We start from the raw sequence: 20,783 nt of genomic DNA on the forward strand, positions 1-20,783 counted from the left end.
TGTTCCCCCTATAGTGTGACGCTCAAATTTAGATAGAGTTATCATATCATATTTCGACGGATTGATGCATTGAAAGCTCCCTAATTCTGAAAGTTTGCTATACTTGATACTAGATTCTACACAAAAAGAAAGAGGGATTCGATGCACTCACCAAAGCTAGATCAGTATTTTTCAGATATGCGAGAAACACATCTTTCCGAACTAAAAGAATTCTTGAAAATAGCAAGTATTTCATCATTATCTGAACACAAAGAAGATATGCAAAAAGGTGCAGAATGGCTAGCGGAAAATATGAAACAAGCCGGTCTTGAAAACGTCAAAATCGATGCGACCGCTGGACACCCTGTTGTGTATGCAGATTGGCTGCACGCACCGGGAAAACCAACTGTGTTGATGTATGGGCACTATGACGTACAGCCTGTGGATCCTCTTCACTTATGGGAAACAGAACCGTTTGAGCCAACGATTCGAGACGAAAAGCTCTTTGCACGTGGCGCAAGCGACGACAAAGGGCAAGTATTTATGCATGTCAAAGCTGTAGAAGCTTTACTAAAGAATTCTGGCGAGCTTCCCGTCAATATCAAGTTTTTGATTGAAGGTGAAGAAGAAATCGGTAGCCCGAACCTAGATGCTTACGTGGAAGAAAATAAAGAGGCTCTAGCAGCAGATATCATTGTGATTTCAGATACTGGGATGCAAGGACCTGGTCAGCCAGCAGTATGTTATGGACTTCGTGGTCTTGCAGGCATTCAAATCGACGTAAAAGGCGCAAAAGGAGACCTTCACTCGGGTCTTTACGGAGGCGGTGTACAAAACGCACTGCATGCCATCGTCGAACTATTAGCTTCGTTCCGCGATAAAGAAGGCACGATTCAAGTGGATGGATTCTATGAAAATGTTCGTCCACTTTTAGATGACGAGCGTGAAGCTTACAAAGCACTTGGTTTTGACGAAGAAGCTTTGAAGCAAGAGCTTGAAGTCCCGGCCTTGTTTGGGGAGCCAGGGTTCACGCATTTAGAACGCGTGTGGGCACGTCCGACATTAGAAGTCAACGGTGTGTTCGGCGGGTTCTCGGGTGAAGGAATTAAAACGGTTCTGCCAAATGAAGCAGGTGCTAAAATCACGTGCCGCCTCGTTCCAGATCAGGATCCAGATGAAATCGTCGCGAAGTTGAAAGCACACGTGGAAGCACATAAGCCACAAGGTGTCGAAGTGACCGTTTCAGAATTCGATAAAGGGAAACCATTTATCACCCCTTACGATCACCCAGCAATTCAAGCAGCTGGCGCAAGTTATGAAGCGGTCTACAACGTACCGACTGCTTACGTGCGCGGAGGCGGTTCGATTCCAATCGTTGCTTCGTTCGATGAGATTCTTGGGCTTCCAGTCGTATTGATGGGCTTTGGATTATCTACGGAGAATTTCCATGCACCGAATGAGCACTTCCACCTGGAGAACTTTGACAAGGGCCTCCGAGTGATAGGGAATTACTACGAGCAGCTTGCGAACTTTACTCCTGAGCAATTAAAGAAATAATTGTGTAGCAATTTAAGAAAAGAGTTTCTCGAAAATGAGAGACTCTTTTTTGATACTTAAGATAGTTAAAAACTTTCGAAATGCACCAACACAGTGCCCGGAAGCCAGTACGTCATTTCCCGGGCTATCGGAGTTTTGCCGAGACCCCACAACGAGACGTAAGTCGATGTGAGGAGGCTCGGTGAAAGTCCCCCAGGAAATGGCGTTCTGGATTTTGGGCTCTCAAAAAAGCTGAACACGTCCATTTGCGACGCGTTCAGCTTTTCAATTTTTTATTCAAAATAAGATAAAATCTCGTCTACATCTTTACGTGACTTTGCTTTTGGTGCTTCATCAAAATAGCCGAATTGCAACATACTAATGATACGCTCGCCCGGCTGAATCCCTAGGCTCGATCGGAATTTAGGATGGTCAATAAACGGTGGCGTCTTCCAGCAAGACCCGATTTCCATCTCCCACGCAGCAAGTTGCATGTTTTGAATCATTGCACTTGCAGCTCCAAAATCCTCTAAGCGTTCTTTTTGACGCGCATCTTCCGGTACCACAATAAATAAAACCGCACCAGGAAGCATAAACTTAGCTAAAGCCGTCTGAAGTTCTTCTTCACTCATATCGCGCCACTTTGGAACTGCGACTTCTTTTATCGCATCCACCATACGCTCCATCGATTCACCCACTGCACCAACTAACCGCCAAGGTTCACGTGTTCCATGATTCGGTGCCCAAGTTCCTGCCTCTACAATCTTTGCAAGAGCCTCTTTGGTAACTGGTTTCCCATTAAACTTCTTGATGGATCGTCTTGTTTCAATTGCCTCACGTACATTCATCATTCATCTCTCCTTATCGCTCTTATTGTACCAAATACCAAAGCGCTTCCGCTATATCACATGGTACACTTAACTCACCAACTTCTAGAGGAGATTTCCTATGATTGAAATGATTTACTGGATAGCAAGTTACTTCGTCGGTACCGTGTTGACCGCTTGGTTTGTAGGCAAATGGAAAGGCGTCGACCTCAGAGAACACAAAAGTGGCAATCTCGGTGCACGAAATGCGGGAACAGTTCTTGGAAAAGACGCGTTTATTGTGACATTTTTAGGCGATGCCGGAAAAGGTGCACTCATCGTGTGGATCGGTCATCTACTGAATCTGTCTACAACTTCGATTGCTATAGGTGCGGTCGCGGTGACACTCGGCCACCTCTTTCCTCTCTGGTTAAAAGGACGTGGTGGCAAAGGGATTGCTACGTTCATTGGAGTGACGCTTGCTTTTCATCCAATCAGTTTCCTAGCGGTTATTGGCGTCATGCTCATCGGACTGGTCATTACCCGCAGTGCAACCCTGTCTATGAATCTCGCATTTCCAGCCTACGCAATTGCTCTAGCTTTTGAAAATGTTATATCCAGCGCACTATTTTTTCTACTCATTGTCATTATCTTATGGCGTCATAGATCTGATACAAAAGAGTCCTGGGACGACGCTTGGTGGCACTCTAAATAAATTCAACTTTTGATTTATTCACCTTCATATCATGCTATACTTATTATTCAAAGAATACTATTAAAGGAAGTGTCCACATATGATGACCAAAATTGCATGGGTTACAGATAGCAGTGTTTTTCCTTCTGAAAGAGTAAAGAATCACCCAGACGTTCATATCGTTCCTCTGGCCATTCATTTTGATAACGAAACGTATCTTGATGAAGTGACAATCACTAAATCGGAAGTCTACAGTCGTTTAGCGAGTGATAAAGAAAAAGCAAAGACGTCTCAGCCTCCTGCAGGTGAATTCGCAAAATTGTATGAAGCCTTGAATGAAAAGTATGATGCCATCATTTCTGTACACTTGGCGAACGAATTAAGCGGGACGATCGCATCTTCGAGAAGTGGCGCTGAAATTGCAGAAGTCGATATCCACCTTGTGGATTCTCACTCTCTTTCTGCAGGTATTACAGAACTTCTTGAATACGGACTTGATTTACAAGAGCAGGGCCATTCAGGAGAAGAGATTGCAGATGCCCTTCGCACACGCGTAAAAGATTTTGAAAACTATATCTTGATCGGAAGCTTGGATCAACTATATCGCGGTGGTCGCTTGAGCAGTGCACAGTTCTATCTTGGAAGCCTTCTGAAAATCAAACCAATCATCCATATCGCGCCGAATGGAAAGTTGAACGAAGGAGAAAAAGTTCGTTCGATGAAAAAGGCAAAGCAGTCGCTTCTTGATAAAGTAGGAGCAGCATATGCAAAACAACCAATTAAACGCATTTACTTGATGCACGGGAACTCTGAAGCAGAAGCGCGAGAATTCGAGGCTTCCTTAAAAGAGGTCGCCCCCACTAGCGAAATCATTGTTGGGGATATCAGTACGGTCTTAGCTGTTCACGCTGGACAAGGTACACTGGCTACACTTTGGTACAACAATTAACACCTTTGACACAGCTAGAGTAGATGGAACTATGTTACAGTGAGCGTAGACTATACTCGAGGTGACTGCCATGGGAAATCAACATAGTGAAAGACTTTTAGAGCAGCCTGTACAACTGTGTGATGCAAAGGGCCAATTAAATCCGCTAGCGATTGGGTATGCAAAAAGCCCGCTCATCGAAAGCAACTTGAGCGGAAACTATTTGCGCAAGAAAAAGTGGAATTATTGGTGTGTATTTGGTGAGGAAATTTTATTTTCCGCCACCATCAGTCATATGGACTACGCTGCTGTTTGCTTTGTCTATATGTTTCACTACGATTCCCAGCAGCTCATTGAAAAAACAGTTACACTCCCACTTGGACGTGGTGTAAAAATGGCACCTGGCGTTCTGGATACAGTGAGCGCGGAGTCGAAAGAAATGACATTGCGTTTTGTAGGCCATCAGGAAGGTTACACTTTGTTGAATGCTCATATTCCAGACTTCGACGGTGAGCCTCTGCATGCCAGCTTAAAAATAACGCACCCCGAAAATCAGGAGTCATTAAACGTCGTCATCCCTTGGGACCGAAACCATTTCCAGTTCACTGCGAAGCATCATACGCTACCGGTAGAAGGTTCTGTGCACCATGGTGGATACGAGTATTCCTTTGATGCACAAGAGAATTTTGCTGTGCTCGATTACGGGCGGGGTATGTGGCCACGCGAAGCGACTTGGAACTGGGGATTCGCCTCACAGCGTATCGGTTCGCGTCGCGTCGGGTTGAATTTTGGTGGCAAATGGACAGATGGCACAGGCATGACGGAAAATGCTGTCATTGTTGATGGCAAGCTTTACAAAATCAGTGAAGATGTGTTGTTCGGATATGATCGCGAGGATTTCAAGAAGCCTTGGACGCTGAGAACGAAATTTTCTTCGGATGTAAACCTCACGTTTATTCCCTTCCATGAGCGAGTGGCTAGAACGGATGCAAAGCTTGTGTATTCAGAGGTCCATCAACTGTTTGGCTACTTTAAAGGCACAATTTATCTAGAGGGCTACGGTAAGTTAGTGATTTCGCATATGTTGGGGTGTGTGGAAGAGCATAGTGCGAAGTGGTGACGTTTAGATGTGGAGCCGACTGTTCAGAAATTAAAATAGGCATACCACTAAGAGAAACACACTCTCTTATGGTATGCCTTTTCTATTTGGAAACAGCCCCCATAAGGTACCTGGTACCCAAACAATTCCAACACAATTTATGAATATTTAGAAATGAACGCAGGAATGCGGGTTTCTGTTGCATATTTGGTGAATAGTCATGAATATCAGAATAGTTTGTGGGACAGGTACCTATAAAAACTTCTCCGGGAAGTCTGTAAAGATAGCCTCGACTCCTGCTTTTTCGAGCATATCAGCGTACACTTTATCGTTCACTGTGAATGCACGGATCGGAATTCCCGCGGCCCGTAGTTCTTGTCCCATTTGACGCAGTGCCGTTGGAAACAGGACATGTGCGTCTGGTGCCGGAATTGTTTTTAAATAGGCCGGAAAGTCGACCATGACTTCCATTGTAAGACATGCGGTATGTATCTGTGGATAAGTCTCTGACACATAGCGTAGGACTTCATGATCAAACGAAGATAGAATGACGCGCTCCTCAAATCCTAGCTTCTGAACCAACTCCATGACTCGGTCGGCCATCCCAGGGTACGGGAAGATATCGGATTTGAGTTCAATATTCAACACATGGTCGGTTTCCACAAAAATCGTCAACACTTCGTGCAGAAACGGAATACGTTCCCCGTTAAAATCTGCGGCTTTCCAACTCCCCGCATCCAATTGGCGCAATTCTTCACTTGTCATGTCTTTTACGAACCCTTTGCCGTTTGTTGTCCGGTCGACAAGTTCGTCATGAATCACCACAAGCTCCCCGTCCTTTGAAAGATGAACGTCTAATTCTATGCCTTCTATTGGCAGTTTACTGGCTGCTTCAAAAGCTGCTAAAGTATTTTCTGGATAAATACCCGAGCACCCACGATGCGCAAAAATTTTCATTGTCTCGCCACCTCTTCTCTAGTCAAAAAAACCCGAGAGAATTGGACTCTCGGGAGGTTTATAGTTAGTTAAGTAAAAGAATGCATCTTACTTCTACATTCAAGTTGAGCGGAATGGAGGAAATCTTTTGGTACATAGCTGAGCTACGTTGCGGGGCTGACTCCGGAGGGATCAAAAGCGGAACGTGAGACCCCACAGGCGTGCTCGTACGCCGAGGAGGCTCACGCCGCGCCCTCGGAAAGCAGCCGCGCAATGGAGCTCAGCGTATTCAAATCAAACTCGGCTCCACAAGCAAAGGTTGAAAGGTAGTTTCGACTTCGAATGGAATCGGGTTGCGCCTCCTATAAATCCCGCAAGAAGCCATCGCATCCCATGAAGCCAAGAACGCTTCACGGGCTCCGCTGTCATCTTGCACAATTTCTGGACAGTCGGCTCCACATCTAGTTTTTCCAATACTTCGTATGATTCACCGTCTGAAACCCGACCCGCTCATAAATCGAAAGCGCAGTCTCATTGTCCGTTTCGACATCCAAATAGACCGTCTTAATGCCCTCGTTGTGCGCATACTGTTGTGCGTAACGTAAAAGATTACTTGCTACACCTTGGCCACGTGCCATCGAATGAACAGCAAGTGCCGTCACCCAAATGCGGTCGCTTTCGCGCACAATTGTCATGGCGCCAACTGCATCCGTTCCTGAATGAACGAGGAAGAACTGGCGGTTGGGTGCATGCGTCGTAAATTCAATCAAGGCGTCCACTTCTTCCGAAGAATCTCCAAAAGCATTTTCAATAATAGCTTTTAAAGCCTCACGATCTGTTTCCTCATTATATGCACGAACATCTAATCCAGAATCCAGTTCTACTGGTTTGGCAAGAGCTTTCATCGTCCGCTCGGAATAGGCGTACGTGTAGCCGAGCTTTTTTAAGAATGCCGCGGAATGCGGACTGTTCGACGGGTTCATCGCTGTCTCAGAATTAAACTCACGCTTTTCAAATTCCTCAAGCAGACGTTCATAGATACGAACGCCTAACTCCTTACTCCGACGCTCGGGATGCACCATAATGCTCCACTCGTAATCTCGTGTATTAATTGGGTCCATTGCAGAAGCAAAGCCCAGTAATTCATCTGTGTCTTGGCGATAGGCCAATAAGCAAAATCCATAATAATGCGGATCTTTCAAGTTTTCCACACCAAAGATTGGTGCATAGCTGATGCTGTCCTGAGAAGAGGCAGCGGCAACGAGTTCGCTGATTTCTTGCCATGTTTCCTGGTCAACAGGTGTCGACACGACTACTAAATCTTCTGTCATTCGTCTTCTTCCTTTCCAGACATGAGCATTTGGTAATAGCGCCCCTTCTGTGCAAGTAGCTGCTTTTGCGGACCTCCCTCAACGAGACGTCCATGCTCCATTACAAAAATCATATCAGCTTGGCGCACGGTATTCAATCTATGGGCAATAACAAAACTTGTGCGCCCTTCCATCAACCGCTCAAGTGCATCTTGAATTTTCATTTCAGTGACCGTATCAATACTCGACGTCGCTTCATCAAGCAGGAGTATTGCTGGGTCTGCCACAAGTGCACGGGCAATTGAAATTAACTGCTTTTGCCCTTGCGAAATTTCACCGCCATCTGCATTTAAAACTGTGTGATAGCCGTCTGAGAGCTTCATGATGAAGTCGTGGGCATTTGCCTGTTTCGCCGCTTCCATGACCTCTTCGTCCGTCGCATTCAACTTCCCGTACCGGATATTCTCCATTACGGTCATCTCAAATAAGAATGGATCTTGTAAGACAAATGCCATTTGACTGCGAAGTGTCTGACGCGGAATATCTTGTATCCGAATCCCATCAATTAAAATCTCACCCGCATCGGTTTCGTAGAAACGAGCGAGCAGTTGCATCATCGTCGTCTTCCCTGCACCGGTCGCCCCAACAAGAGCCGCGGTCTGACCTGGTCGTACTTCAAGGGACACATTGTTGATGACGGCTTGTTCTTCCTCTTTATTGTAACGGAACACGACATCCTTAAACTCCACATGTCCACGAAGAGTGACAGCATTTTGTTGTTTCCCCGTGTCCTCTTCCGTTTCCTCATCAATGATTTTAAACACACGCTCAGCACCTGCGATGGCAGATAGGACCGTGTTGAATTGGTTCGAAAGGTCATTCAAGGGACGCGTGAACTGGCGTGCGTACTCCGTAAAGATGACGATTTCACCAATTGAGATTTGGTCGTAAAACGCGAGGATCCCTCCGATGGCTGCGACCATCGTAAAACTCAAGTTATTCAGTAAGTTCATTACTTTTGGAATAAAGCCGGAATATGTCAGTGCCCAGAATCCTGTATTGCGAAGCCGTGAGCTTTTCGCTGAAAATTCGTGCATCATTCGCTCTTCTTGTGAGAATGCTTTGACGATACGCTGGCCGGAAATAGTTTCTTCAATCATCCCGTTCAGCTCACCGACTGCTTTTTGTTGTTCTTTAAACAGCTTTGATGTACGTTTTGTGATCCAACGAATTGCAACGAACATGACGGGTACAATCGTCAATGTGATCACCGTCATTAAAGGACTAAGTAACAACATGACTACCGTCGTTCCCACAAGCGTTAAAATACTTGAGAACACTTGGATAAACGATGTATTGAGTGTCTGACTGACGTTTTCAATGTCATTTGTCACACGTGACATCAATTCCCCGTGCTGTCTACGGTCAAAAAACGAGACCGGAAGACGTTGCAAATGGCCAATCAACGTTGTACGTAAGCGGTAGATTGTCTGCTGGGCAATGCCGATCATCCAAAAGTTTTGGAGGTAAAGCGACACGGACCACCCGACATAAATCACGGCAAGCCAGATAATGATCACAGAGAGTCCAGAGAGGTCTCGATTTGTAATATAGTCATCAATAATCCGCCCGACGAGATACGGCCCGGCAAGCGCGAGCACCGATGATACCAATACGAGTGCAAGTACTACAATCAATAAGAAACGTTGTTCATCGACAAATTGCCAAACACGGTACAAGACAGACTTCCAATCCGACGCTTTGTCGACTTTTTTCTCAGACGTCCCGTTAATATCTTCTTTAGTTAAAATTGGTTCATAGCCAAACGGTTTACGAAAGAAGCTCATGTTCGTCGCCTCCTTCCTGTTGAGACTCGGCAATCGCTCTGTACAGTTCAGATGTTTCCATCAACTCTTCATGCGTACCGAAACCAGCCACTTTTCCTTCATTTAATAATAGGATGGCGTCCGCGCCTTGTGCTGTACGGATTTTCTGTGTGATGACAAGCATGGTTGCCGACTCTTCATCCAGTGCTTCCCACAATGCATTCTCTGTATTGACGTCGAGCGCACTTGTACTGTCGTCAAGGAGCAAAATTTCCGGGCGGCGTACGATGGCACGTGCTATCGATAGGCGCTGCTTCTGTCCACCAGAGAGATTGACACCTTTTTGGCCGACGCGTGTCTGGTACTGATTCGGGAACTCTTCGATTGATGAGTGGATTTGAGCTTTGCGTGCAGCATTTACAAGCCATTCCTGCTCGGCTTCTGTATCGCCCCAACCGAGATTCTCTTCAATACTTCCTGTAAATAAAATGGATTGCTGCGGTACATACCCAATCGTCTCGCGTAATTCGCGAAGAGGCCACTGTTCTGCAGCGATACCATCAATTCGAATCGTTCCGCGGGTCACTTCAAAGAAGCGTGGAATCAGGTTAAACAGGGTCGATTTCCCTGCACCTGTCGCGCCCATTACAGCAAGCTTCTGACCAGATTGGAGTTTGAAGGAAATGTTTTCAAGTACCCATTCTTTTGTATTCGGATAACGGAACGAGACATTATCGAACTCGATTTCTCCGAACGCACGTCGTGGGGATTTTCCACTTTCAAGACCTTGCTCCAGCTCCTCGTCTACTAGCAACACTTCTTCCATACGCTCACTTGACGCTTTCGCACGAGAGAAGAAGATGATGATGAATGCAAACATCGAGAATGCCCCTGTCATACGCATCACGTAGTTGACGATGGCCACAAGGTCACCTAGTGGCGCTTCTCCTGTATTGACTAGGTCAGCCCCAAACCATAATACGGCAAGTAAGCTGATATTCATGACAAGAAGTAGGACCGGGAGAATAAATTCCATGATGCGGAAGGCTGTAACGTTCACTGTACGAAGTTCGTCTGCGACGCCGTTAAACCGCTCTGCCTCGTAGCGACCGCGCAAATACGCTTTGATCAACCGCACAGCTTGCAAGTTTTCCTGGATTTGACGGTTCAGACGGTCAAGCGCCTTTTGTACACGCGTAAACATATGCATCCCTTTGCGGCTCATCCAGTACATGAACACGAGGAGGAACGGGAACCCGATTACCAAGTAAATCGCAAGCGATGGATTGACGATGAACGCCATGATAATACTACCGATGACGAGCAATGGTGCACGGAGCATGATACGCAGTCCCATGAAAATTACGTTTTGTGTCATCGTCACATCTGTAGTCAGACGCGTGATCAGACTAGCATTTGGAAAACGTAAAAATGCCGTCATCGTAAAGTCTTGCACTTTACGGAACAGTGCCATGCGGATATCGTATCCATAACTCTGTACGATATGAGAAGCGATTACAGTGTTTGTAATCGCTCCAAAGAACGCAATAAACGAAATTGCGACCATCCAAATCCCTAAATTAATAATGACTTGGGGGTCGTTCGCTAAAATTCCGTCATCGATTATTTTTGCAATCAATAACGGTTGGACGAGCTCGACAGCAAGCTCTAGAAACATTAAAAATAAGGCGAGGACGATGAGTCCCCGATACGGTGTTAAATACGAAAAGACTGTTCTCATGTTGCACCTCAAAATTCTTCGGAATACGAATTAATCACTTCTTTTATTATGACACACCGAAGTCGAAAAACAAGTCTCAATGTTCTGATTGTTTTTCCCCAGCAAGCGTTAGCCACGTTATAAACAACAGCATAATGATCATCCCTACGTATTGAAGTGAACCAAATACTTGGCTGAACCAGAAAAACGAAATCACCATAGCCGTCAATGGTTCCATACTTGATAAAATACTTGTTTCAACCGCTGTAATAAACTTCATACTAGATAGGAAGAGAATAAAGGCGAGTGTTCCAACAATGATGATGGCAAGCGTCATCCCTGCGACTGTAGGATTCACAAGCTGGCTCCACTGACCAGTTGTCCATACCCTACTTCCCACTCCAAGAACAACTCCACCAATCACCATCCCCCAACCAACCACGAGGAGAACGCCCCACTCTTGCATCAATCGGGCTGGGTACACTGTATAAAACGCAAAGGCGATACCGACAGCAATCCCCCAAAACAACGCTTCACCAGAAATCGCCAGCTGTGCAAAGTTTCCATTGGTTAGCAACAATACTAGCCCGCCGAGTGTCCCGATCATGCCTATCACTTGATACATCGGGGGAAACTGTTTTAATTTCCATGAAATGAACAGAATGATATAGACCGGACCGATAAACTGTAAGAGTGTGGCAACAGTTGCATTACTCGCATCGATCGCTGCGACAAACGTGTACTGCACAGCAAGCATCCCGAATATCCCGAATAGCAAGAGTCTCCAACGCCATGCAGTATCTTTCCAAATTTTAAAGACAGGTTGCTTCTTCATTCGCAAAAATAACAGGACAAGAGTACCTGCTACAATTAAACGAACTGTCAGGAAGAATGGGACAGAGAGAGGGAAATGTTCAAGTAGCCATTCCATCATCGGCCCACTCGCCCCCCAGAGCATAGCCCCGGTCAAAATTAATAATATGCCTTTCCAACGTTGTGATTTCAAATTTATATCCCCCTGTCCATTTTCGTAGTATGTATTTCGGCTAGCGTAGAACTTTTGATACAGACAACCATTATTTGTAATGACTGTTTGGTAAAAATGAATTATACTGATAAAAACGAATTGTAAAGGAGTTCTGATAATGAATCAAACTAACTATACACTTGATAATTTGCAGCATTCATTCGAAATGAAATCCATTTCAAATGAGTGGGAACAGGTAAAAGCTGGTTTAAAAGAAGGCTTTATGTTCTATGTCCTTGATGCTACAGGAATTATCCTCTCCACCAATTCAAAATTTCTGGAACGAAGTGAATGGACCCCTAAACGTGTCATTGGGAAATCAATTTGGCAATTATTACCTGATGAAGAATCTTCTCGCCATAAAGGACATCAAATCTTGCAACAGCTTGAACGTGGGTCCATTTGGCAAGGCCCGATAGAAAAAGCGACAAAATCAGGGCAGTCCTATTGGGTTCAGGCACTTGCTATTCCCATCTTCGATGAAGAAGACATTCTGCAGCACAGCTATATCATCGAAGAAGAAATCACGGATAAAAAGACGATGCAAACAAAACTCGAGGAAGCCGCTTACACGGATCTTGAGACTGGTTTACTGAGTCGTTACAAAATGGAAGAGATTATGAAGGAACAGCTTTCCAAAAAGGTGGAGTTCACCTACGTCCTACTTTCAATCGATAAATTCTATACATTGAAAGAATTAATGAATGAACAGCACGAGGAAGCTCTTTTACATGAATTCACAAACCTTTTGAAAAAGTATTTTCCAGACTCAGAAATCGGACGAATGGGTCGAAATGAGTTTGCCTTGATCACACCTCTAAGTGACTGGTATATCCAAGGCTTTAGTGACTTTCTAAAATCGTATCCAGTTTATCTAGATTCAAAATCTGTTGCCATCACTGTAAGTGGTAGCATGACCCGGTATCCCGATGACCAAAAGACGCTTCACCACATTGTCGAAGCGGCGCATAACTCGCTGCAACGCGTGAAACAGCAAGGCGGGAACTTGATTACAACGCTCCCAAAAGATGCGCACTCGAAATTATCCCGACGAGTAGAAATCGAAAAAGAGCTTATGGTCGCACTTGATCAACAGCATCTCGAGGTCGTCTATTTACCAATCATCGATACCGTCACAAAAAAAGTCTCAAGTTTTGAAGCGCTCGTTCGGTGGGAAAGTGAGGCACTTGGTGCAGTTTCTCCAGAAGAATTGATACCTATTGCTGAACAAACAGGGTTAATCAACGACATAGGTACTTTTGTACTGGAAAAGAGTTGTCAACAAGCAGCAGAATGGCAGCAACAAGGCTACGACATCAAGGTCAACGTCAATCTGTCTGTACGAGAATTCCATGATAAAAATATGGCACGCACCATTATGCAGATTTTGCAGCAAACCGGATGTCCTGCCAACCGTTTGCAAATTGAAATTACAGAGAAGTTCGCTTTAGAAGCGGAAGCAGAAAAAACAATCATTGAACAGATGCACGCATTGAACCGTGAAGGCGTTCGATTTGTTCTTGATGATTTTGGTTCTGGCTATGCTTCTCTTCGCTACCTGCAGCTTCTTCCAATCGAGAGCTTGAAGATTGATCGGGTTTTCATTCAGTCGATGACAAAAAATGATAAAGTACTTCGCTTAATTAAAGGGATGGTATCTCTAGCGCATTCCCTTCAAATTCGGGTATTGGCGGAAGGTATTGAATCTGAGCAACAGATGAAGCAGCTTCAGGCAATGGGTTGCGATGGGTTGCAAGGCTTCCATATTTCGAAGCCGCTCAAAGTCAGCGAGCTTAGTGAGTATTTTGAGTGACTTTAAGATGTGGAGAACGCCGCTCAAGAAACTCCGAGGAAATCAGACGTGCCCGTGAAGGCGCTCTTCAGCCTTTGCGGGTGCGGCTGATTCCGGAGCGTGTTTCTGGCGTTCGCAACTCGATTTCGTTTTAGATGTGGAGCCGACTGTTCAGAAATTGTGCGAGATGACAGCGTGGACCGTGAAGCGCTCTTTGCTTCATGGGCTGCGATGGCTTCTTGCGGGATTTCTAGGAGGCGCAACTCGATTACTCTAGATGTGGAGAACGCCGCTCTAGAAAAGTTGAGTTCCATTCCGGGGCTGCTTTCCGAGGGCGCGGCGTGAGCCTCCCTCGTCGCAGGCTCCTGCGGGGTCTCACGTTCCGACTTGAATCCCACTGGAGTCAGCCCCTGCACTACACTCAACTTTTAAGCATTTAAACTAGTGACATTAGAACACTTGAGAAAACTTTAGCGCATTCATTTTTGAAACTATGTATACAGAAAACCAAGCGCCTACGAGACGCTTGGTTTTTCTTTATAACTGACGGGTGTCTTCGATATTCACGAGGGCATCCGTCTTTTTCTTTTTTGTAAGCCGACCATACACTTTAGAGTAGATTTGCATAATAATTTCCGCAAATACTAACCCCATCGCAATGGCACCTGATATTAAGAGCGCCCGTGTACCGAGCTCAATTGCCGTCAAATAATCCTGTTCTACAACGTGGCGCATGGCGTTGTAAGCAGAGCTCCCTGGAACAAGGACGATGATTCCCGTAACACTAAATAAAATCATAGGCATCTTCCGACGTCTCGCAAAAATATGCGACAAGAGTGCAATCGTGAACGCACCTAAAAATGTTGCGACCACTTGGTCATCTGTCTGGCTGCGTGATATGGAGAAAACGAGCCAACCGACCGTTCCGACGACGCCGCAGTGAATCAGCATTCGACGCGGCGCATTAAACAATACTCCGAACGCCACAGCTGCTAGAAAGCTTAAAACGGCTTCTACTAAATAGTCCATAGCTCCTCCTTAAAATGACAGCACAAGCGCAACCCCAGCCCCAATTGCAAAGGCAGTCAGGAAGGCTTCTGCTCCTTTTGATAATCCAGACACGAAATGCCCAGCCATTAGGTCGCGTACTGCATTGGTGATCAATAAACCAGGCACTAATGGAATGACCGAGCCGATGATCAAGCCATCGAGATTCGAACCAAATCCAAGATAGACTGCAGAGTATGCGGCAATCCCTATAATCAGCGCGGCAAAGAACTCTGCAAAGAACTTCACGCGTGTCTTTACTTCTAATAAAGTCGCTATCACATATCCTAGCGCCCCAATTACCATAGCCGCTGGCAAGTTCAAGATATCAAACCCCAGCAACAATAAAAATGCGCCAGACGTGATACCAGCTGCAATGATTTGTAACCAGAATGGAAACGTTTTATGTTCTGTTTCGATTTTTCGTAGTTCATCATACGCTTCTTCAATCGTCAGCTCTTGATTCACCAGTCGACGAGAAATCGAATTGACCATCGCTACTTTTTCAAGGTCCGTCACGCGCGTATTGACACGCATGAGTCGAGTTGGTGCGTTGTTGTTTCCACTAAACATGATTCCCGTCGGCATGACAAAGCTTTGGGAGCCGATTAGGTGTTGCGACTTGGCCATGCGTTCCATCGTATCTTCTGCTCGGTAGGTCTCAGCGCCGCCTTCAATCATCAGTCGGCCAGCGAGTAAGCAGCACTCAACGGTTATTTCGTAATTTGACATGTCATGCCCCCTTTCGGTTCTGTCCTTAGTCTAACGAATAATAGGGCGGGAATACAATGACTAAATAAATTTCGCACTCTTAAAGAATTTATTTTTTTAATCTAGAGCTAATAAACGAAGAAGCAACCCTGGTAGGCCAAGGTTGCTCCCTCATTTTTATAGAATTGTAGTGAAAATTCCGCGAAATATATGTTGAGTGGAATGGAGGGGTTGACTCCAGTGGGATTCCAGTCTGACGTGAGATCCCGCAGGAGCCTGCGACGAGGAAGCTCACGCAGCGCCCACGGAAAGCAGCCCCGCAGTGGAACTCAACGTCTAGAGTGGCGTTCTCCACATCTAAAACTAAAAGTCTAAACTAGCCTTCTTCGCAAAGGAATTAAAATCATAACTCTCGACTCGACGATTCGCCAGCGTATACAGCGTATCCTCCACATAAGCTAGACGATGAATCATCTGATTCCATTCCTCATACTCTTGCCCTGGCACTAAGTCGTTCATTAGCGCGGCTTTCAACTGAATACCTTGCTCTGGCGTTACAGAATAAATATGGGCGCCGTCTCCTTTGAACTTCACATTTCCACCAGCTGCTCCTTCATAAATCGTAACTGGGAAACCGTAATAGCCGCGCTCTTGATGAATCATCAAGGCTTTGTGGTCATACTGGACAGGTGAGTAAGTACCTGGACCGCCAATGATTTCAACATCTTGCTCTATCGGATTCGAAAGGTCCGTCACATCAAATAACGAGAGCTTCATACCTGCTGTCACTAGACTCGGTTCTTTGGTTCCAGGGAATGTAACCATCTCAGTTTCGTATCCAATCCCTAGAAGATGGTTTTCACCCACCGGATGCAGATAGTTACTGAATCCAGGAATTTTTAATTCCCCTAGAACACGCGGATCTTTTGGGTCAGACAAGTCGAACACGAATAAAGGGTCTGTTTCTTTAAATGTAACCATATATGCTTTATCACCCATGAAACGTGCGGAGTAAATGCGTTCCGTCTTTGCAAGACCTGTTAATTCGCCAACACGATTCATCTGATCATCCAAGATGAACAAATGATTCTCTGAAGGTCGCTCTTCGTTCCAAGCGTCACCTTCTGTTGTCACAACGCGGAAATGATTGTCGTATTCGTCCATCGAGAATTGATTCAATAAATGACCTTCTACCCGATGCGTCCCTATATAAGAAACGTCGGTGCCTTCAAAATCAAACTTGAAAATGTCAGTGTCACGAACACCTGGATTCCAAATACGGAGATCCATCAAACTGTCCCCATCCTCTGAATCGTTAGCCTTTGCATTGTAGACAGTAGTCGTTAAATAAAGAGATCCTTGAGACATGTAGAATTGTTCACTGCTACCAAGATAGCCTTCTGTAGTCAATTGCGCTTCAGAAAGGTCATCTAATGAAATTGCAGAGATCAATGTATATCCTCCTTCTAACGTATCAGGAAGGATTGTAATTTCTTCATATGGAAGAACGGTTGGTTCGTCACTTTTTTCAGAATCGAACTGAAACGGACGCAACTCGATATCCTCATTTTCCTCTAGTGCCCACACGCGGTTGTAAAGACTTGAAGTGAAGTAAATTGTATTGTTCGTCAAACGTGCGTGTCCCATATACCCTTCTGCTCCTACTTCACGAACTAGTTTTGGATTCGTTGGGTCTTCTAAGGAATAGATGCTAGCTAATGTCATCCCATCATATGGCATCCAAACCTTCCCTTCGGCGGCTGGTTGAATTGGAACTCCTTCATACATATGGTTTTGATTCATCACAATTAAATAGTCGTCTGTTAAAAATAAATTTGAGGGATAGCGATTCCCACCAAATCCGATGCTCCCTGCATTGACTAAAGCATCCGGGTTGCGAATATCAACGATCATTACATTTTGCTCAGAAATCATATAAATAAAGTCTTCGTTCAATTTGACGCTGTCTGCTTCATCAACGCCCTCTACTTGATTATTCGTGGAAGAAACATCCGCACTTTTACTGTCAGATGAAGCATCTGTGGACTCTTCTACACCAGAAGACATGGCTTCTTCCGCTTCAGTGCCACTGGCTCCCTCCATTGCTTGAGACTGCATCGAATCATGAAGTTTACGGACACGCTCAAAATACTCACGCAATTGACTTTCTGCTCTGACCGTCGTCATTTCATCATATCCACGAACTGTTTCCCCCGTCACTAGATCGCCTTCCCTCGTAAATATAAAATATGCACTTAAAATCAAGACACCTACAAAAGCGGTTGCCAACAGTGGCATTGTCCATTTCTTCATTGTCGACCCCTCTTTTCATCTCATTTTTCTACTCCATTAGACTTATAAAATGGAAGAAGGTTACACCCACGGAAAAGTTATTTTTCGACGTATTTCCCGGGAAATAAACAAGACCTGCAATCCGTGTCGATTGCAGGTCTCTGGTTTATAGTTGTTCAGATTTTACAGATTCTTTGATTTCGACGCCACGTGCCGCCATTTCTCGCATGTACAAGTCGCCTGGTACGATTGTCTCAGGTGGGAATACACCTGTTGATGTAATGGTTCCGTTGCCAATCATTTGGGCTACGACAGAAATCGTGTTTGCTGTTGCTCGTGCCATTGCTGTTGTACCAGAAAGCTCATCTTTTGTCGTTACGAGTTCGTACATGTAACTCTTCTCTGTTTCTCCTTCGAACCCTTCTACAATGACGCGAAGTAAAACCGCATCTTTCTTGTCTCCAAGCCGAAGTTTTGGAGTTAACACTTCACGTAACACGTCCCGAGCAGACACAACATGTCCACCTGCGTTAACCATCGTCTCTTTATTTGTTAGACCAAGATCGACGAGCAGTTTAAATTTCTCAGCATGCCCCTTGTAGCGAATGGTCTTGTACTCTAATGTGTCGATTCCTGAGAACGTATGTCCCAATGTGGACGTACCGCCTGCAGTGTGGAATGCTTCAAGCTCATCAAATCCATCAAACTGAATAGGTTCGATTTCGGATAGCGAGTCCACTTCTTGCATTTCTCCGTTTCGAATGACATGCGACTTATCTGTATAGTGATCAAAAACGCCATCTAAGGAGAAGACCAAATTGTATTTGAAAATCCCTTCTGGTTCGACTGGAATTCCACCGACATATAACTTGATACTCGATACTTTATCAAGTTTTTTGGCGCCGTGCCCCGCCAAGATATTGATCATTCCCGGAGCCACCCCTAGATCCGGAATCATCGTAACACCAGCAGCCTTAGCTTTTTCATCAAGATTTAAAATGTAGTCTGTCGCGCCCCCAATGTGCCCACCTAGGTCCACCGCATGAACACCAAGCTCAATTGCAAGTTCTGCGACGCGTTGGTTGAACGAGTAGTAAAGTGCGTTGACTATGACATCACAGTCGCGTATTAAGGACTTCATCGACTCATTGTCAGTTGCGTCCAAATGGCGCACTTCAAGTTTTGGATTTTGTAATTTTTGAGCAAACATCTCTGTTTGGCCAACATCCAGATCTCCAATGATGACTTTTTCAACGTTTTGACCTTTAACTAAATCGGTTGCTGCTTCTTTCCCCATCAAACCAGCACCTAATACACCTACGATCATTTGTGAATCCCCCTTTGTTTACTTTTCTCTTACCCCTTTGTAACGACTTTGTAGAATGGAGTTCTCCACATCTAATACTAATGTTGAGTGAAATGGAGGGGTTGACTCCAGTGGGATTCCAGTCTGTCGTGAGATCCCGCAGGAGCCTGCGACGAGGAAGCTCACGCAGCGCCCTCGGAAAGCAACCCCGTAGTGTAACTCAACTTTCTAGTGCGGCGTTCTGAACAGTCGGCTCCACATCTAGTTAGTATCAATCTGAGCCCGTTGCAGCTTCCCACTAAAATCTACGTACACGCTCTTCCACTCTGTATAGACGTCAAGTGCCGCTACACCAGAATCTCGGTGTCCGTTTCCTGTTCCCTTTGTCCCGCCGAACGGTAAGTGAATCTCAGCACCCGTCGTTCCAGCGTTGACGTAAACAATCCCCGTATCCAGATCACGCTGTGCGGTGAAGATCGTATTGACGTCTTGTGAGAAAATTGAACTTGAAAGTCCGTATTTCACACTATTATTCACTTCAATCGCTTCATCTAACGAAGAAACCTCAATGATGGATACAACAGGACCAAAGATTTCTTCCTGCGCAATACGAGAATCCCACGGTACATCTGTGAACAGTGTGGGAGCGTAGTAGTTTCCTTTCGCCAAGTCTCCATCCTTTAAGATTTCACCACCCGCTAACAGCATCGCACCATCTTGTTTTCCGATCTCCACATAGCCATGGATCTTTTCAAGTGCTGCTGTATTGATGACCGGTCCGATTTTCACGGATTCGTCCGTCCCGTCCCCAATTGTGAGATGTTTCATCTTCTCAAGTAAACGCGTCTCGAGTTCTTTCTTGACATCTTTATGCGCAATGACACGACTACATGCCGTACAACGTTGACCTGCAGTACCAAATGCACTCCATAAAATACCGTCTACTGCTAAGTCAAGATTCGCATCATCCATTACGATGACTGCATTCTTTCCGCCCATCTCAAGAGACACTTTCTTTAAGTGACGTCCACCAAGTTCAGCTACTTTGCTACCTGTCTCCGTCGAACCTGTGAAGGAAATCACTTTAACGTCTGGATGTTCAATCATTGCCGTACCTACTTCAGACCCTGAACCAAATACGATATTGGCAACACCTTCTGGAAGACCTACTTCTTCAAAGATTTTCGCCATTTCATAGGCCATCATTGGTGTCTCTGTAGCCGGCTTCCAAAGGAATGTATTTCCTGCAACTATAGCCGGGAACGATTTCCAAGTTGCGATGGCTACCGGAAAGTTCCATGGTGTGATGAGTCCAACAACACCAATTGGTGCACGCACGCTCATCGCAAATTTATCAGCGAGTTCTGAAGGTGTTGTTTCTCCAAACAAACGTCTTCCTTCACCCGCCATATAGTAGGCCATATCGATTCCTTCTTGGACTTCTCCACGACCTTCTTCAATTACTTTTCCCATTTCTTTTGTGAGCACTTGAGACAAGTGTTCTTTTCGCTCTTCCATCAAGCGACCAATTGCATATAAATATTGTGCACGCTTTGGAGCTGGAACTTTTGCCCATTTCTTCTGAGCAGTTTTTGCCCCTTCGACTGCCTTTGCCACGAGGTCCGCATCTGCCATTGGAACATGTGCTAGAACTTCTCCTGTAGCTGGATTTAGTACTTCTTTTGTGTGCCCAGATTCGAGCCATTCTCCGTTGATAAAATGTGTTAACTTCATTCGATCCCTCTTTTCTAGTTGTCAGTACGAAAAAGCCCTT

Annotated in this window: 16 protein-coding genes; 5 read left to right on the plus strand and 11 right to left on the minus strand. The window is 45.2% G+C overall.

Annotation, left to right across the window (positions count from 1 at the left end):
* The first annotated feature begins 141 nt into the window (after positions 1-141).
* A complete protein-coding gene (locus tag ACF3OH_RS11420) occupies positions 142-1,536 on the plus strand; it encodes a dipeptidase (RefSeq protein WP_392454738.1) in 1,395 nt (464 codons plus the stop codon).
* 272 nt (positions 1,537-1,808) lie between these two features.
* Here the strand turns inward: ACF3OH_RS11420 and ACF3OH_RS11425 are convergent, their stop codons facing one another.
* The gene (locus tag ACF3OH_RS11425) at positions 1,809-2,366 is read right to left on the minus strand and encodes a nitroreductase (RefSeq protein ID WP_392454739.1); all 558 of its coding nucleotides are present in this window, start codon (positions 2,364-2,366) and stop codon (positions 1,809-1,811) included.
* Positions 2,367-2,463: 97 nt separating this feature from the next.
* Between ACF3OH_RS11425 and ACF3OH_RS11430 the strand changes: the two genes are divergently transcribed.
* From ACF3OH_RS11430 to ACF3OH_RS11440, 3 genes are all read left to right on the plus strand, one after another.
* Positions 2,464-3,036 carry a glycerol-3-phosphate acyltransferase gene (locus ACF3OH_RS11430; protein ID WP_392454740.1) on the plus strand — a complete coding sequence of 191 codons (573 nt, stop codon included), beginning with the start codon at positions 2,464-2,466 and terminating at the stop codon, positions 3,034-3,036.
* A gap of 79 nt (positions 3,037-3,115) precedes the next feature.
* Positions 3,116-3,964, plus strand: a complete 849-nt coding sequence (locus ACF3OH_RS11435) for a DegV family protein (RefSeq protein WP_392454741.1) — start codon at positions 3,116-3,118, stop codon at positions 3,962-3,964.
* Positions 3,965-4,034: 70 nt separating this feature from the next.
* Positions 4,035-5,063, plus strand: a complete 1,029-nt coding sequence (locus ACF3OH_RS11440) for a DUF2804 domain-containing protein (protein ID WP_392454742.1) — start codon at positions 4,035-4,037, stop codon at positions 5,061-5,063.
* Positions 5,064-5,294: 231 nt separating this feature from the next.
* Here the strand turns inward: ACF3OH_RS11440 and ACF3OH_RS11445 are convergent, their stop codons facing one another.
* The 5 genes from ACF3OH_RS11445 to ACF3OH_RS11465 form a co-directional block, all read right to left on the minus strand.
* The gene (locus ACF3OH_RS11445; RefSeq protein WP_392454743.1) at positions 5,295-5,999 is read right to left on the minus strand and encodes a glycerophosphodiester phosphodiesterase; all 705 of its coding nucleotides are present in this window, start codon (positions 5,997-5,999) and stop codon (positions 5,295-5,297) included.
* 440 nt (positions 6,000-6,439) lie between these two features.
* The gene (locus tag ACF3OH_RS11450; protein ID WP_392454744.1) at positions 6,440-7,309 is read right to left on the minus strand and encodes a GNAT family N-acetyltransferase; all 870 of its coding nucleotides are present in this window, start codon (positions 7,307-7,309) and stop codon (positions 6,440-6,442) included.
* A complete protein-coding gene (locus tag ACF3OH_RS11455; RefSeq protein ID WP_392454745.1) occupies positions 7,306-9,135 on the minus strand; it encodes an ABC transporter ATP-binding protein in 1,830 nt (609 codons plus the stop codon). Before ACF3OH_RS11455 ends, ACF3OH_RS11450 begins: the two co-directional genes overlap by 4 nt.
* A complete protein-coding gene (locus ACF3OH_RS11460) occupies positions 9,119-10,855 on the minus strand; it encodes an ABC transporter ATP-binding protein (RefSeq protein ID WP_392454746.1) in 1,737 nt (578 codons plus the stop codon). Before ACF3OH_RS11460 ends, ACF3OH_RS11455 begins: the two co-directional genes overlap by 17 nt.
* A 76-nt stretch (positions 10,856-10,931) precedes the next feature.
* Positions 10,932-11,840 (minus strand): DMT family transporter, encoded by a 909-nt coding sequence (locus tag ACF3OH_RS11465; protein WP_275580364.1) that lies wholly within the window; start codon positions 11,838-11,840, stop codon positions 10,932-10,934.
* A gap of 139 nt (positions 11,841-11,979) precedes the next feature.
* Here ACF3OH_RS11465 and ACF3OH_RS11470 point away from each other — a divergent pair, with 139 nt between their 5' ends.
* Positions 11,980-13,674 (plus strand): EAL domain-containing protein, encoded by a 1,695-nt coding sequence (locus ACF3OH_RS11470; protein ID WP_392454747.1) that lies wholly within the window; start codon positions 11,980-11,982, stop codon positions 13,672-13,674.
* Positions 13,675-14,190: 516 nt separating this feature from the next.
* Here the strand turns inward: ACF3OH_RS11470 and ACF3OH_RS11475 are convergent.
* The 5 genes from ACF3OH_RS11475 to ACF3OH_RS11495 all read right to left on the minus strand — a co-directional run bounded on the left by ACF3OH_RS11475 (position 14,191) and on the right by ACF3OH_RS11495 (position 20,743).
* Positions 14,191-14,682: a threonine/serine exporter family protein gene (locus tag ACF3OH_RS11475; RefSeq protein ID WP_204589562.1), complete on the minus strand. Its 492-nt coding sequence runs from the start codon at positions 14,680-14,682 to the stop codon at positions 14,191-14,193.
* 9 nt (positions 14,683-14,691) lie between these two features.
* Entirely contained in the window at positions 14,692-15,432 is a 741-nt protein-coding gene (locus ACF3OH_RS11480; protein ID WP_392454748.1) for a threonine/serine exporter family protein, read from the minus strand.
* A gap of 342 nt (positions 15,433-15,774) precedes the next feature.
* Positions 15,775-17,724, minus strand: coding sequence for a beta-propeller domain-containing protein (locus ACF3OH_RS11485; protein ID WP_392454749.1), 1,950 nt, complete (start codon positions 17,722-17,724; stop codon positions 15,775-15,777).
* A 145-nt stretch (positions 17,725-17,869) separates the two neighbouring features.
* Positions 17,870-19,030, minus strand: a complete 1,161-nt coding sequence (locus ACF3OH_RS11490) for a saccharopine dehydrogenase family protein (RefSeq protein WP_392454750.1) — start codon at positions 19,028-19,030, stop codon at positions 17,870-17,872.
* 240 nt (positions 19,031-19,270) lie between these two features.
* The gene (locus tag ACF3OH_RS11495) at positions 19,271-20,743 is read right to left on the minus strand and encodes an aldehyde dehydrogenase family protein (RefSeq protein WP_392454751.1); all 1,473 of its coding nucleotides are present in this window, start codon (positions 20,741-20,743) and stop codon (positions 19,271-19,273) included.
* Positions 20,744-20,783: the final 40 nt, after the last annotated feature.

The organism is Chryseomicrobium aureum, assembly GCF_043182735.1.
In the GTDB taxonomy this organism is placed as follows: domain Bacteria; phylum Bacillota; class Bacilli; order Bacillales_A; family Planococcaceae; genus Chryseomicrobium; species Chryseomicrobium aureum.

What these genes read in the sequence shown, in the direction of transcription:
- ACF3OH_RS11475 (WP_204589562.1), bottom strand. Translation starts at nt 14,682, where the DNA reads ATGGACTATTTAGTAGAAGCCGTTTTAAGCTTTCTAGCAGCTGTGGCG.
- ACF3OH_RS11495 (WP_392454751.1), bottom strand. Translation starts at nt 20,743, where the DNA reads ATGAAGTTAACACATTTTATCAACGGAGAATGGCTCGAATCTGGGCAC.
- ACF3OH_RS11430 (WP_392454740.1), top strand. Translation starts at nt 2,464, where the DNA reads ATGATTGAAATGATTTACTGGATAGCAAGTTACTTCGTCGGTACCGTG.
- ACF3OH_RS11440 (WP_392454742.1), top strand. Translation starts at nt 4,035, where the DNA reads ATGGGAAATCAACATAGTGAAAGACTTTTAGAGCAGCCTGTACAACTG.
- ACF3OH_RS11435 (WP_392454741.1), top strand. Translation starts at nt 3,116, where the DNA reads ATGATGACCAAAATTGCATGGGTTACAGATAGCAGTGTTTTTCCTTCT.
- ACF3OH_RS11470 (WP_392454747.1), top strand. Translation starts at nt 11,980, where the DNA reads ATGAATCAAACTAACTATACACTTGATAATTTGCAGCATTCATTCGAA.
- ACF3OH_RS11480 (WP_392454748.1), bottom strand. Translation starts at nt 15,432, where the DNA reads ATGTCAAATTACGAAATAACCGTTGAGTGCTGCTTACTCGCTGGCCGA.
- ACF3OH_RS11450 (WP_392454744.1), bottom strand. Translation starts at nt 7,309, where the DNA reads ATGACAGAAGATTTAGTAGTCGTGTCGACACCTGTTGACCAGGAAACA.
- ACF3OH_RS11485 (WP_392454749.1), bottom strand. Translation starts at nt 17,724, where the DNA reads ATGAAGAAATGGACAATGCCACTGTTGGCAACCGCTTTTGTAGGTGTC.
- ACF3OH_RS11445 (WP_392454743.1), bottom strand. Translation starts at nt 5,999, where the DNA reads ATGAAAATTTTTGCGCATCGTGGGTGCTCGGGTATTTATCCAGAAAAT.
- ACF3OH_RS11425 (WP_392454739.1), bottom strand. Translation starts at nt 2,366, where the DNA reads ATGATGAATGTACGTGAGGCAATTGAAACAAGACGATCCATCAAGAAG.
- ACF3OH_RS11455 (WP_392454745.1), bottom strand. Translation starts at nt 9,135, where the DNA reads ATGAGCTTCTTTCGTAAACCGTTTGGCTATGAACCAATTTTAACTAAA.
- ACF3OH_RS11460 (WP_392454746.1), bottom strand. Translation starts at nt 10,855, where the DNA reads ATGAGAACAGTCTTTTCGTATTTAACACCGTATCGGGGACTCATCGTC.
- ACF3OH_RS11490 (WP_392454750.1), bottom strand. Translation starts at nt 19,030, where the DNA reads ATGATCGTAGGTGTATTAGGTGCTGGTTTGATGGGGAAAGAAGCAGCA.
- ACF3OH_RS11420 (WP_392454738.1), top strand. Translation starts at nt 142, where the DNA reads ATGCACTCACCAAAGCTAGATCAGTATTTTTCAGATATGCGAGAAACA.